The organism is Pseudomonas sp. HR96 (assembly GCF_034059295.1).
GTDB lineage: Bacteria > Pseudomonadota > Gammaproteobacteria > Pseudomonadales > Pseudomonadaceae > Aquipseudomonas.
On the sequence record NZ_CP139141.1, the window covers coordinates 3787786 to 3800927 of the forward strand.

12 protein-coding genes and 1 pseudogene are annotated in these 13142 nt (G+C 63.6%); 4 read left to right on the plus strand and 9 right to left on the minus strand.

Features of this window, described 5'->3' with window-relative positions; genetic code table 11:
- Nucleotides 1-250: 250 nt before the first annotated feature.
- Entirely contained in the window at nt 251-1123 is an 873-nt protein-coding gene (locus SFA35_RS16865) for an SDR family oxidoreductase (RefSeq protein ID WP_320571681.1), read from the plus strand.
- Nucleotides 1108-1362 (plus strand): annotated as a pseudogene (locus SFA35_RS16870) (hypothetical protein); the annotation flags it as partial. The gene SFA35_RS16865 and the pseudogene SFA35_RS16870, both read left to right, overlap by 16 nt.
- A 112-nt stretch (nt 1363-1474) precedes the next feature.
- On the opposite strand, the gene SFA35_RS16875 reads toward SFA35_RS16870, so the two are convergent.
- The 4 genes from SFA35_RS16875 to SFA35_RS16890 all read right to left on the minus strand — a co-directional run bounded on the left by SFA35_RS16875 (nt 1475) and on the right by SFA35_RS16890 (nt 7760).
- Entirely contained in the window at nt 1475-3691 is a 2217-nt protein-coding gene (locus SFA35_RS16875) for a TonB-dependent siderophore receptor (RefSeq protein WP_320571682.1), read from the minus strand.
- 246 nt (nt 3692-3937) lie between these two features.
- On the minus strand, nt 3938-5224 hold the full coding sequence (locus SFA35_RS16880) for an MFS transporter (protein ID WP_320579076.1): 1287 nt from the start codon (nt 5222-5224) through the stop codon (nt 3938-3940).
- 158 nt (nt 5225-5382) lie between these two features.
- Nucleotides 5383-6543, minus strand: a complete 1161-nt coding sequence (locus SFA35_RS16885) for an L-talarate/galactarate dehydratase (protein ID WP_320571683.1) — start codon at nt 6541-6543, stop codon at nt 5383-5385.
- Nucleotides 6544-6710: 167 nt separating this feature from the next.
- Complete coding sequence (locus tag SFA35_RS16890) at nt 6711-7760, minus strand: LacI family DNA-binding transcriptional regulator (protein ID WP_320571684.1); 1050 nt, start codon at nt 7758-7760, stop codon at nt 6711-6713.
- A gap of 115 nt (nt 7761-7875) precedes the next feature.
- Here SFA35_RS16890 and SFA35_RS16895 point away from each other — a divergent pair, with 115 nt between their 5' ends.
- A complete protein-coding gene (locus SFA35_RS16895) occupies nt 7876-8526 on the plus strand; it encodes an HAD-IA family hydrolase (protein ID WP_320571685.1) in 651 nt (216 codons plus the stop codon).
- 66 nt (nt 8527-8592) lie between these two features.
- Here the strand turns inward: SFA35_RS16895 and SFA35_RS16900 are convergent, their stop codons facing one another.
- The 4 genes from SFA35_RS16900 to SFA35_RS16915 form a co-directional block, all read right to left on the minus strand.
- The gene (locus SFA35_RS16900; RefSeq protein WP_320571686.1) at nt 8593-8877 is read right to left on the minus strand and encodes a hypothetical protein; all 285 of its coding nucleotides are present in this window, start codon (nt 8875-8877) and stop codon (nt 8593-8595) included.
- Between the two features lie 219 nt (nt 8878-9096).
- Nucleotides 9097-9312 carry a TOBE domain-containing protein gene (locus tag SFA35_RS16905; protein WP_320571687.1) on the minus strand — a complete coding sequence of 72 codons (216 nt, stop codon included), beginning with the start codon at nt 9310-9312 and terminating at the stop codon, nt 9097-9099.
- 166 nt (nt 9313-9478) lie between these two features.
- On the minus strand, nt 9479-10402 hold the full coding sequence (locus tag SFA35_RS16910) for a nucleoside monophosphate kinase (protein WP_320571688.1): 924 nt from the start codon (nt 10400-10402) through the stop codon (nt 9479-9481).
- Nucleotides 10403-10518: 116 nt separating this feature from the next.
- Nucleotides 10519-10977, minus strand: a complete 459-nt coding sequence (locus SFA35_RS16915) for an Lrp/AsnC family transcriptional regulator (protein ID WP_320571689.1) — start codon at nt 10975-10977, stop codon at nt 10519-10521.
- A 151-nt stretch (nt 10978-11128) separates the two neighbouring features.
- On the opposite strand from SFA35_RS16915, the gene SFA35_RS16920 reads away from it, so the two are divergent.
- Nucleotides 11129-12283: a cysteine desulfurase family protein gene (locus SFA35_RS16920; RefSeq protein ID WP_320571690.1), complete on the plus strand. Its 1155-nt coding sequence runs from the start codon at nt 11129-11131 to the stop codon at nt 12281-12283.
- 26 nt (nt 12284-12309) lie between these two features.
- On the opposite strand, the gene SFA35_RS16925 is transcribed toward SFA35_RS16920, so the two are convergent.
- Nucleotides 12310-12690, minus strand: a complete 381-nt coding sequence (locus SFA35_RS16925) for a DUF4124 domain-containing protein (protein WP_320571691.1) — start codon at nt 12688-12690, stop codon at nt 12310-12312.
- Between the last annotated feature and the right edge of the window lie 452 nt (nt 12691-13142).

Here is a 13142-nt window from a genome sequence, read left to right on the forward strand (position 1 = left end):
AACAACCGTAGGAGCGCGCGAAGCCCGCGATAAGCCCGCGCGGGCGGCCGGTGGTGGCCGTGATTGTGTCTCGAGACCGGCCTGGCGGCCTCTCGGGGTCTTCGCCCCCTCCCACAATGGATTCGCGATCAAAGTGGGAGGGGTCGCAGACCCCGAGAGGCCGCCAGGCCGGTTTGATCTTCGGGCGCGTCACCGCGCTGAACGCGGCCTGCCGGCCCGCAACGACAACAACAAAAAACAGGAGTCGCCCATGTCCCAAGCCCCCCATCCGCAACCCGACACCAACCGCCCGTTCAACAACCGCCCTTTCCAGGGCCAATACTTCGTCGTTACCGGCAGCACTCAAGGCCTGGGCGCTGCCGTTGCGCGCACCCTGGCCTTGCGCGGAGCCGCCGGGCTGATCCTGTGCGGCCGCAGCCTGGCCAAGGGCGAGCAGCAGGTGCGCCAGCTGGCCCAGCTGGACTGCCCGGCACACTTCGTCGAGGCCGACCTGGAGCAGGTCGCCGACTGCCGACGCATCATTGCCGCCGCGGACGAGCATTTCGGCCGCCTGCACGGGTTGGTCAACTGCGCCGGCATGTCCGACCGCGGCACCATTCTGGACACCAGCCCGGAGCTGTTCGAGCGGATTTTCGCGGTCAACGTACGCGCGCCGTTCTTCCTGATGCAGGACGCCATCAAGCTGATGATTCGCGATGCCATTGCCGGTGGCATCGTCAACATCCAGAGCGTCAGCGGCCACGGCGGGCAGTCCTTCCTCACCCCTTACGCCACGTCCAAGGGTGCGCTGGCGATCCTCACCAAAAACGTCGCCTTCAGCACCCTGCACAACCGCATCCGCGTCAACGCCCTGAACATCGGCTGGATGGACACCCCCCACGAAGACGACATCCAGCGTCAGTATCACGGGGCCCAGGACGGCTGGCTGGCAGCGGCCGAACAGGCGCAACCCTTTGGCCGACTGCTCAAGCCCGACGAAGTGGCGCGCAACGTGGCGTTCCTGCTGTCCGACGAATCGGGGATGATGACCGGCTCGGTGATCGACCTGGAGCAAGGCGTGATCGGCTGCGGCGACGGCTCCAGCCCGCGGCCGGCCGCCGCCTTGCAGTGGCCGCTGCCATGAGCAGCTTCGTCGGCCCTGCCGACCTGTCGCTGGCCGACTTCGCCGCGCTGTGCCAGCATCGCTGCGACGCCGCGCATTACCCCCATTGCAGCGAAGCCGCCGACCCCTTCGCCAAGGCCGGGGTCAACGGGCGCATCTGGAATTCGCTGCAGAAGGCCGCCCTGCTCGACCCGGACTCGTTCATCGAGTACTACAGCAACCCGCTGCTCGGCCTGATCGCCGAAGCCTGGCTGGGTCCCGGCAGTACCCCATGGGCGACGTCGCCTGGCGCGACCCGGCATTCATCGCCTACTTCGTTCCCGAGCAAGCTCGGTCCTACGGGGAATGGGGCGCCAGCCCCGGCGGCTGGAATCAGAAATCAACCGTCCCGGAGAACTTCACCAGGCGCGGATCGCCCTGGGTCAGGTAGCCGCCGTTGGCCGAGGCCCAGTAGTTCTTGTCGGTGAGGTTCTCGACGTTGACGCGCAAGGTCACGTCCTTCTGCTCGAGCTTGAATTTGTAGCGAGCACCGGCATCGAAGCGGTTCCAGGTCGGCAGGCTCAAGGTGTTGGCCTGGTCGGCGTACTGGCCGCCGGTGCGCAGCATGCGCGCGTTCAGCGCAACGCCATCGAGGCCCGGCACGTCCCAATCGACGCTGGCGTTGAGCTGGAAGGTCGGCACGCCGATGGCGTGGTTGCCGTCGTCGGCGCCGCCCTGGGTGTTCTGCAGCTCGGACTGCATGCGTGTACCACCGGCCATCAGGCGCAGGCCTTCGACCGGCTCGCCGAACACGCTGAGCTCCACACCGCGGTTGACCTGGTCGCCGTCCCGCACGAACAGCGAGTAGGCAGTGCCGTTGGCATCGGTCAGGGATTCGGTATAGCCATCGGTCGGCTTCTCGATGCGGAACACCGCCAGGTTGGCGCCGAACGACTGCATGTCGAGCTTGACCCCCGCCTCGCTCTGCTTGGTGCGGCCCGGAGAGAAGGTGTCGGTGCTGTTGCGCGCGGTGGCCGACGGCGACGGCCCCTGGGCCAGGCCTTCGATATGGTTGGCGTAGACCGAGAGGTAGTCGGTGGCCTTGTAGACGATGCCGTACACCGGCGAGTTGATCGACTTGTCGTATATCGAGCTGCGGGTGCCGTCGCCGGCCAGCTGGGCGCCGTTATAGAAGACGCCGTCATAGCTGTAGCCTTCGACCAGCAGTTGCTGGCGCCGCAGGCCGGCGGTGACCAGCAGTTTGTCGTCGAAAAAGCCCAGGGTGTCGGAAAGGGCCACGCTGCGGTTGCGGGTCTTGCCGGTGACACCCGGGTCGCCAAGGTCGCCACCGGTCAGGTAGGCGTCGGTGGGCTTGGCCAGGTCCGGGGTGTGATAGATGTTGGTGGCGCCGGTCGAGTTGTAGAACGCGTAGGCGTTCTTCTGCTCGGTCCAGATGCTCGACAGGCCAAAGGCGATCTGATGGCTGACCGGCCCGGTCTGCAGCTTGCCGTTGAGGCCCGCCATGACCGTGGTGTTGTCTTCCTGGTGAGGGATGAACGAGCCGGCGATGCTGGCCGCACCGGTGCTGGCGTTGGTCAGCGACGGGGTGCCGTATTGGCCGGTCTCACGGGTGTGCTTGGCGCCACCGGCCAGGTAGGCGGTCCAGCTGTCGTTGAGGTCCCATTCGCCGCGCAGCATGCCGAAGGTGTCTTCGGTTTCGGTGTAGGTCCAGTCCTGGCCATAGTTGTGGCTGGCGCTCGGCGCGTGGGGAATGCTGGTCAGGCCGCTGCCCAGTTGCACCGTGTTGCGCAGGCCGTTGATGCGCTGCTTCTGATAGCCGAAGTCGCCGGACAGGCGGAAGTTGTCGCCACGGTAGTCCAGCCCGAGGGTGAACAGCTGGGTGCGCTGGGATTCGTCGTCGATGGCGGTGTCGCCCTCGCGTTGCGCCAGGTTGACCCGCGCGCCGAAGCGGTTGTCCTCGCCGAAGCGCTGGCCCAGATCGAGGTGCTCGCCAATGCGGCCATCGCTGCTGATGTCCTGGGTGTAGCGGCGGATCGGCTCGTCGCCGGCGCGCTTGGGCACCAGGTTGACGCTGCCGCCCAGGCCGGTACCGGTGGGGCTGACGCCGTTGACGAAGGCGTTCGGGCCCTTGAACACTTCGACCCGCTCCAGCGCGTCGGTGGAGATGATCTGCCGTGGCAGCACGCCGTACAGACCGTTGTAGGAGATGTCGTCGCTGGCCAGTGGCAGGCCGCGAATCACGAAGACCTGGGACTGGTTGCCATAGCCGAAGGACTCGCGCACCGATGGATCGTTGAGCAGGACGTCGCCGACGTTCTCGGCCTGCTGGTCTTCGATCAGCTTGGAGGTGTAGCTGGTCAGGGTGAACGGCACGTCCATATTGTCCTGGTTGCCCAGCACGCCCATCCGCCCGCCGCGCGCCACCTGGCCACCGGCGTATTCTTCGGGAGTGGAACTGCTGCTCTGTTTCACCGCGTCGGCGTTGATGGCAGTGGCGCCGAGCTGCAGGCTGTCGTCGGCGTGGGCGCCGAGAGTGACCGAACAGCACAGCGCGAGCAAGGTAGGGCGAGAAGGAAAACGAAGGGCCATGGAGGGGGTTCCGGCAAAGGCTCATGAAATGTGAAGAGCCCTCCGTGGCGCATGAGAACGTGTCTCAACTGCGCCTATGCTATCAGGGGTTGTTGGGAATTGTTACTATTCTATGACTTTTATTTCATGAATATTTGACGCAGCCGGCGCGCGCCTTGGCCGGTCGTGCCGAGCGTGGCCTGGCCCGGCACTGCCGGTGCTGAGCTTCGCCCACGCGCTGATTCAGGTTCACCGCGCAAGGTACCGCTAGGTGCGTGCCAGCTGCAGTTTTTTCAGCGTGCCCATGCTTAGAAACGCCAGGGCACCGAGCAGTGCGTGCCCGGCCACCACGTACAGCGCGCCTTCGAATGAGCCGGTGGTCTGCACGATGTAGCCGATGATCACCGGGGTAATGATTCCGGAGATATTGCCGAACATGTTGAACAGGCCGCCGGCCATGCCGGTGATCTCCTTGGGCGCTGTGTCCGACACCAGCGTCCAATCCACCGCAACTACGCCTTTGCCGAAGATCGCCAGCGACATCAGCAAGGTCACCACCCACACCGAGTCGGTGTAGTTGCACAGCACCAGGGTTGCGCCCACGCTCATGCCGCACACCAGCGGGATCTTGCGCGCGGCGCTCAGGGAGAAGCCCTTGCGCAGGAGCACGTCGCACACCGCGCCGCCGGTCAACGCGCCCAGCAGGCCGCAGATGCCGGGTATGGCGGCGATGGCCCCGGCCTCCATGATGTTCAGGCCACGGCCCTTGACCAGGTAGATGGGGAACCAGGTCAGAAAGAAATACTGCAGGGAAGTGTCGCAGTATTTGCCGAGGTAGATCGACCACATCATGGGGCTCCTGAGCAGTACCTTGAGGTCGCCCAGCCGCGGCTTGAAGGCACCGGCAACTCTCGGCCTGTCCATGTCCACCTCGGCGCCGCCACTGCGGATGTGCTCAAGCTCCGCGTCGTTGACCCACGGGTGGTCTCCTGGTGCGCGCACCAGCTTGAACCAGATCAGGCTGACCAGAATGCCCAGGCCGCCCATGAACCAGTACACGTGTTCCCAGCCATAATGATGGGCGATAAAGCCCATGGCCGGCGCCAGCAACACCACCGAAAGGTACATCGAGGAGTTGTAGATCACCGTGGCCAGCCCGCGCTCCTGCAAGGGGAACCAGGCTGCGACGATACGGTTGTTGGCCGGGTACACCGGGGCCTCGATCAGGCCGAGCAAAAAGCGCAGGGCGAACAGCGTGGCCACGGCCAGGGGCACGCTGAGAAAGCCGATCAGGCCCTGGGCCACGGTGATGGCCGACCAGAGAAACAGCGAGGTGCCGTAGACCCGCGCCGAGCCGAACTTGTCCAGCAACCAGCCGCCAGGCAGCTGACCCAGCACGTAGGCCCAGGCAAACGCCGAGAAGATATAGCCCAGGGTCAGCGAGTCGATGCCCAGCACCCCGGTCAGCGCACTGCCGGTGATGGACAGTGTGGCGCGGTCGCCCACGTTGATGGCGGTGACGATGAACAGCATGGCGAGGATGCCGTAGCGCATCCTGCTGCGCACGCAGGTGCCGACGGCAGGCGCCGCGGCGCCCGTCAGGGAAGAGTTTTTCACATGAATGTCCTTGAGTTGTTGTTATGCAGGGGGTCATGTTGGCCGTGGAAAGTCGGTGATTGCCGCCCGCGACAAGGCCGCAAGCGAGCACCGGATCAGCCGCGCTTGCCCACTTCGAACTGCTGCGCCGTCCACCCCGCCACTCGCTCGCTCAGCGACAGGCCAAGGCCGGGGCGCCTGGGCACCTGCATGCGACCATCGCGCGTTTCCAGGCGCTCGTTGAACAACGGTTCCAGCCATTCGAAGTGTTCCACCCAAGGCTCGGTGGGATAGGCCGCCGCCAGGTGCACATGCAGTTCCATGGCAAAGTGTGGCGCGAGCATCAGCCCGGCCTGCTCGGCCATGGCAGCAACCTTAAGGTATGGCGTGATACCGCCGACCCGGGGTGCATCGGGCATCAGGAAATCGGCACCCCGCAGTTTGATGAACTCGGCATGCTCGGCAACGCTGGTGAGCATCTCCCCGGTGGCGATCGGCGTGTCGAACTGCCGGGCCAGCGCGGCGTGGCCCTCGGCGTCGTAGCAGTCCAGCGGCTCCTCGATCCAGATCAGGTTGAACTCTTCGAAACGCCGGCACATCCGCTGGGCGGTCGGGCGGTCCCATTGCTGGTTGGCGTCGACCATCAACGGGAAGTGCTCGCCCAGGTGTTTGCGCACTGTGGCCACGCGATGCAGGTCGAGGGCGCTGTCGGGTTGACCCACCTTCAGCTTGATACCGCCGATACCCTTTTCCCGAGACAGGTCGGTGTTGTCCAGCAGTTGTTCGAGCGGCGTGTGCAGGAAGCCTCCCGAGGTGTTGTAGCAGCGCACCGAATCGCGCTGGGCGCCCAGCAGGCGCGCCAGCGAGAGGTTGGCGCGTTTGGCCTTGAGGTCCCAGAGCGCGACGTCGAAGGCGCCGATGGCCTGAGTCGACAGGCCACTGCGGCCCACCGAAGCGCCGGCCCAGCACAGCTGGGTCCACAGCTTGGCAATGTCGCTGGGGTTCTCCCCTATCAGCCCCGGCGCCAGTTCGCAGGCATGGGCGAACTGGCCGGGCCCGCCGGCGCGCTTGGAATAGCTGAAACCCAGGCCGTCGTGGCCGTCCTGCGTCTGGATCTCGACGAACAGCATGGCGATTTCGGTCATCGGCTTCTGCCGCCCGGTCAGCACCTTGGCGTCGCTGATCGGGTTGGCCAGCGGCAGGAACACGGAAGAAACACGCAGCCAGGCGATGCGGTCGTCATCGGCGCAGCTTAGCGGGGTCTGAGCGGTGGGCATGACAGTTTTCCTTGTTATGAGTAATGGCAGCAATGACGGCAGGTTGATTGATTGCGCAATCATCAATCAGCCAAAAGAACGGGCTGGGCAGCCCGACTGCTGAAAATCCTACAGTGATTGCGCAATCATTCAAGGTACCGTTCGTCGCTGGACCCGCAACACCAAGCTCAGGTGCTTTGTCGGTCGATCAGGGTGAAGCCGGTGTCGATGCGCACCGGGCCGGCGCTGCGCAGTGGATCTTTGAAGCACTCGAGCAAGGCTGATGCCACCTGCTGGCCAATCTTGTGGCCGTCGACCCGTACGGTGGAGAGTGCCGGGTAGACCTGCGCAGCGCTGCTGAGGTCGCCGAAGCCCATCACCGCCAGTTGCCCGGGCACCTGCAAGCCACGGCTCGCCGCTTCGGCCAATACGCCTTGAGCGATGGTGTCGGAGCTGCACACCACCACGTCGGGCGACGCGCCCTGCTCGAGCAGCTGACGCAGGCCGGCGCGGCCGACTTCTAGGGTCGCCGGAGGTGTCAGTACCTGCATCGGCACCGCGTCGTGCCCCTGGCGCTGCAGTTCTGCGATCAGGCTGTGGCACCGGCGCAGGCCGCGTGGATCGCCGATGGTGACCACGGCAAAACGCCGGTAGCCCTTGGCCAGGAGATGCTGTGCGGTGGCCTGCCCTACCCCTTCGTGGGAAAAGCCGACGAGCATGTCCACTGGGTCTTCACTGAGGTCCCAGGCTTCGACCACCGGAATGCCCGACTGCGCCAGGCGCAAGCGGCTGGATTCTGTGTGCAGGGTGCCCGTCAGAACGATGCCGTCGGGGCGCCGACCCAGTACGGCCTCCAACAGTTTCTCCTCCTGCTCGGCGGAGTACCCGGTGAGGCCCAGCAGGGTCTGGTAGCCGGCCTCGGTGAGGCGGTCCATCAGCGCCTGCACGGTGTCGGCGAAGATCGAGTTGGCGATGGTCGGCAGGAAAATCGCCACCAGGCGGCTCTTGTTGCTCGCCAGGCCGCCGGCGAGCATATTCGACACGTAGCCGGTCTGGCGCACCGCTGCCATGACCTTCTCACGGGCCTTTTCGCTGACCACTTCGGGCCGGTGCAGCGCGCGTGACACAGTGATCGGCGACACTCCGGCCACCTTGGCCACATCGATCAGGGTCAGGTTGGCAGCTTTTTTCGGGGCGGATGCAGCGTCAGTCGGGGTGCCAGCGGTTTTCTTGACCATGTCGTCAGGTGGCTCGTCGTTGCTAGGGTTGGGCTCGGCGCGGGATCTATACGATACTCCGTTCTGCACCATTTTCCCGCCCGGGCCTGCAACCCGACACCTCACAGGAGCCAGCATGTATCCCCAACAGCGATTCGCCGCTTTTCTCTTCGATATGGACGGCACCCTGCTCACTTCCATCGCCTCGGCCGAAAGGGTCTGGTCGCGCTGGGCCGAGCGCCATGGGCTGGACGTCGCCGCCTTCCTGCCGACCATTCATGGTGTGCAGGGCGTCGAGACGATTCGCCGGCAGAACCTGCCCGGCATCGACCCGCACGCCGAGGCCCAGGGTGTGCTCGAGGAGGAGATGCGCGACACCGAAGGTACCGCCGCCATCGACGGCATCCTGGCCTTCCTCGAAAGCCTGCCGCCCGAGCGCTGGGCCATCGTCACCTCGGCGCCGCGAGCGCTGGCACTGCTGCGCCTGAAAGCGGCGGGCATCGAACCGCCAGCGCTGCTGATCACCGCCGAAGACGCCCCGCGTGGCAAGCCGGCCCCCGACTGCTTCCTGCTGGCCGCCGAGCGTCTGGGCGTCGACATTCGCCAATGCCTGGTGTTCGAGGATGCACCGGCCGGCATCACTGCCGCCCAGGCCGCTGGCGCCAAGGTGGCGGTGATCACTGCCACCCACAGCCATCCGCTGGACACCGAGCACCCGCGCCTGAACGACTACGCGGGCTATCGGGTCAGCGTCAACGAAGATGGGCTGGAACTGCACCCGGTTTGATCGGGACGAAAAAAAAGCGCGCCTTGCACAAGGCGCGCTTTTTTTCGTTTGACGTGCCAGCGAGCATTAAAGAACCTGCTGGTCGACCATCATCGAGTGCACCACGAAGTCTTTCTGCTGCGGGGTCAGGCCATCCCAGATGTGCACCTTGGCGTAGTAACCCAGGCCGCCGGCGATGTACAGGGCCAGCGCCGCGATGATCATCACCGCGCTTTTGCTGAACCCATCGGTGTCGTCGACAGCATTGTCATTTTGAGTCAGAACCGCCGAATCGCGACGGATCGACGCAATACCAGCGGAAACACGCTTGAACGCTTGGGAAAGCAGCATCAAGACCAGGCGCAGCAACATGGTGTGGAACCTCTCGGGGAATGGTTTAAAGCGGATCAAAGGTTTGGCAAAGCGTAAAACGCAAAAAGCCCGTCTAGTGGACGGGCCTTTATTATTGGGTGGGTCAGCTCATACAGTTGTACGATGACTGCCTTGGTGCCCATTCTACGCAACCTTCGGTAACATGTTCAAATGAAAATGTAACCTTTGACCCCCTTCCTCGACAGAAGGTTAGCTGGCTCACAATTTGGCGATGGAAACCTCGGTGGATTTCACGAAGGCGATGACTTCGCTGCCGACGACCAGCTCCAGTTCATGGACCGAACGAGTAGTGATGACGGAAGTGACGATACCGGCAGGGGTCTGCACGTCGATCTCGGAGACCACAGGACCTTCAATGATTTCCTTGACGGTGCCGCGGAACTGGTTACGAACGTTGATAGCCTTGATGGTCATGGACGGTGCTCCCTGTGGATGTGAAACAAGGATGCGCCGCTTCTCTGATATTTAAAAAGAATAAATAGGCAGATGGTTATAACCGTTTTAACGTAGAACCTTGGGCCCCAACTTGCTGGGAACCGTGAGCGCCGGTTCCCGAGCAAGCTTGGTCCTACCTCACTGCTCAGTTCTGCCGGGAAGCCACGAGGGCGCGCGCCAGCACGTTCGACAGCCCGATGCTGATCAGCGCCGCATACACCACGTTGTTGATCGAGCGGTCAAGGTTGAAGACCTTGTCTTCACCGACGATGTCGTAGTGCGGCTGGTGCGCGTCGATCAACGCGACCTTGTCCGAACCCACCTGATCCTTGAGGTAGTCGACGCTGGGTTGCACGCTCTCGACGTAGAATTCGTAACGCTTGAGCAGTGCCTGATTGTTGTCGTCCATGCGCTGACGCTTGCCGGCGCGGCGCAGCATCTGCTGCTTGCTGATACTCAGGTGCAACACCTTGAGCACCGGGATCTCGTTGCGCTCGAACACCTGCAGCAGGTGCATGGCGGCCGCCTTGGTACGCGGATAGCCATCGACGATGAAGGGCTGGTCGACCTCGGTGGCGAACAGTTCGATATGCGCCTCGATCAGCGCCTGGGTCCAGCGGTTGGGCACCAGCAGACCGTTGATGGTGCAGTACTCCAGCCATTCCAGCTGGCTGGTGGTGCGCCAGATATCGGTAGCCCCGGCCGGCCGACGGTCCTTCAGGAAACCTTCGAGCGCTTCCTGGTGCGAGCTGACCTTGGCGACCAGCTCTTCGGTGGCGTCTTCGCATTCGATGATGGGTGTGGCGTCGCTGATGCCGTACTTGCTTTGCAAGGTGGCGGCGAATTCGGGGTATTCCTTGGCGTGCTCGAAGGAGTGGCGAAGGATGTTGCCCATCGAGAGCCAGCGCTCCTGCGGGATGCTCAGGGCATCGCAGAGCGCCTGGGCGAGCTCACCCTTGCCGCAGCTGGAGGGGCCGGTGAGGATGAACGCCCCTTTGCCTCGAATTTCCGCGCGGGGGATAACCAGGCGAGATTCAATGTCGACGTTGCTTGGCGGCTTGCTGTGCATCCTGTTTTTTCCCCTGTTGAAGTGGTGAGAGATTACCGGATTGACGCCTGGCAGGAAAGTTGTATGCAGTTTTCGAAACCGGTCACGCCGCCGTCAGTGAACGGCTGGGGCCGGCTCTACAGATAATGCAAGGGCAGTTCGGTGGTCGATTTGATCCGCTCCATGGCAAAGCTGGAACTGATGTCGATAATGCCCGGCACGCGAATCAGCTGCTTGTAGACCGCGTCATAGCCGGCAATATCCGGAACCACCATGCGCAGCATGTAATCGGTGTCGCCCGCCATGCGATAGCACTCGACCACCTCGGGCAGGGTGGCGATGGTGGCGTGGAACCGTTCCAGCCACTGCGCGTTGTGCTGGTTGGTGCGGATGGCAGCGAACACCGTGACCGCCACGTTGAGCGCCTGCGGGTCGAGCAACGCCACGCGACGGCGGATCAGCCCACTCTCCTCGAGCTTCTGCACCCGCCGCCAGCACGCGGTACTGCCCAGGCCGATGCGTTCGGCAATTTCCGCCACGGGGCGGGTGCAGTCATCCTGGAGGATCTGCAGGATGGCGCGGTCGAACTTGTCCATGACGGTCTTCCGTGAAATAGATTTTCAATGATAGCTTGACTATTAGAATGAATTTTCGCCATCCGTGGAAAAAACCGGGGATTTATCAATTTTTTTGCGCCGCCGCGTCGGTAGCCTAGTACTCATCTTCAGACACCGCCGAATCCAGCCCATGACCTCGACCACCCGCCCCCTGTATTTCGACTACGCCGCCACCACCCCCGTCGACGAGCGCGTGATCCACGCCATGGTCGAGTGCCTGGGCCAGGCGGGCAACTTCGGCAACCCGGCTTCAAGTGGCCATGCCTACGGCGCGAGCGCGCGCCAGGCGGTGGAGCAGGCGCGCCGCCAGGTGGGCGAACTGGTGGGCGCCGATGCCAATGACCTGATCTGGACTTCAGGCGCCACCGAATCGAACAACCTGGCCATCAAGGGTGTGGCCCAGGCTGCCGGGCGTGGGCACCTGATCACCAGCGCCATCGAACACAAGGCCGTCATCGATACCGTCAAACTTCTCGAGCAACAGGGCTTTGCCGTCACCTGGCTGCAGCCCGACGAGCGTGGGCTGATCCAGCCGCAGGCGGTGAGCGAGGCGTTGCGACCCGATACCCTGTTGGTCTCACTGATGCTGATCAACAACGAGCTGGGCACCCTCACCGACATCGCCGCCATCGGCGAGCGCGTGCGCGCTCTCGGTGCGCTGTTTCATGTCGATGCAGCACAGGCCACCGGCAAGGTCGCCATCGACCTGCGCCAGCTGGCCGTGGACCTGATGTCCTTTTCCGCGCACAAAACCTATGGGCCCAAGGGGATCGGGGCGCTGTACGTGGGTGAACGCGCCCGCGGCGCGTTGCAGGCGCAGATGCACGGTGGCGGTCATGAACAGGGCCTGCGCTCCGGCACCCTGGCCACCCACCAGATTGTCGGCATGGGCAGCGCCTTCGCCTTGGCCGGCGCCGTGCAGGAGGAAGAAGTCGCGCGCCTCGGGGCGCTGAGCCGGCGCCTGCGCGAAGGTCTGCTGGCGCTGCCCGGCGTGCGCCTGAACGGCTGCGCCAGGCAGCGCATCGCTCATACGCTCAACGTGCAGGTGGACCGCACGGGCTTCAATTCGGCAAGTCTGGCCGGCGCCCTGGCGCTGTCGTCGACCTCGGCCTGCAACTCGGCCAGCACCGCGCCCTCGCACGTGCTGCTGGCGCTGGGCCTGACCCCGCAACAGGCCCTGGGCAGCCTGCGCCTGAGCCTGGGCCGCTACACCCAGGCGGCCGATGTCGAGCGCGCGCTGGAGGTCATAGGCGCCGCGCTCAGCGCGCCGCCGCCGCTCTGGTAACCGGTGCGCGCCCCTTGAGGGCCCGCTCAGTCATTGCAATAGCGCGCGTTTTCCGCGCTGTTGCACGCCTTGTAGGCAGGCCTCGGACGGTTTTCCAGCTTGGGCGGGGGTGGCGGCTCGGTGGTGACGATCCGCTCGACCTTGTAGTTGTATTTGACGTTATAACCGGACTGCAGAATCTTGATCGCCTTCTCGTTGACCTTCTGCGGCGTGTCGTCTTCGGGGGTCAGGCTGTACAGCCGGGTTCGCGCCGTACTTGCGGCCCAACTGGCCTGCCCCTTTTCAGGGGGGCAAGGGACCTGGGCGAAGGTGATATGCCCTTGCGGGTCGACGCATTTGAACGCGTCGGCACTGGCCATGACGCTGGGGCCCAATACCAGGGCCAGTGAAGCGAGAATCTTGAACATCTGGCACATCCCTGTTGTTTAACGCCTGGCCATTATATCGACACCACCCAGTACCGACCAAGTCCCCGAAAGCCGCTGAATGTCCCACCGGGCGCACTGACTGACGAACGGGCCGCAAAGCCGTTACTCAAGCGGTCAGTGGGGGCTATAGTGGTTTTGCTACGGCGCAAGGAGTGTGCCGAATCAAGCCGTTCACTGAAATCTCAGCTGCATACATGGCGATATGCCATACCCCAGAACAAGTAACGAGTTGGTACTGCTGTACTAACCGGGGCACTCGCCAAATCCGGGTAAAATTGCTTATGCGCGAAATAAATCCATGTGTTTCAATGAGTTACAGGATATGGCGTGATGGACTTGGCAAACTGCCAAGATGCCGTGCCAATAACTTTACAAAGAATCCTTTGAAAAGTATTCTCCATGACTCAGGTTTTGTAGCAAATGTTCCGTAG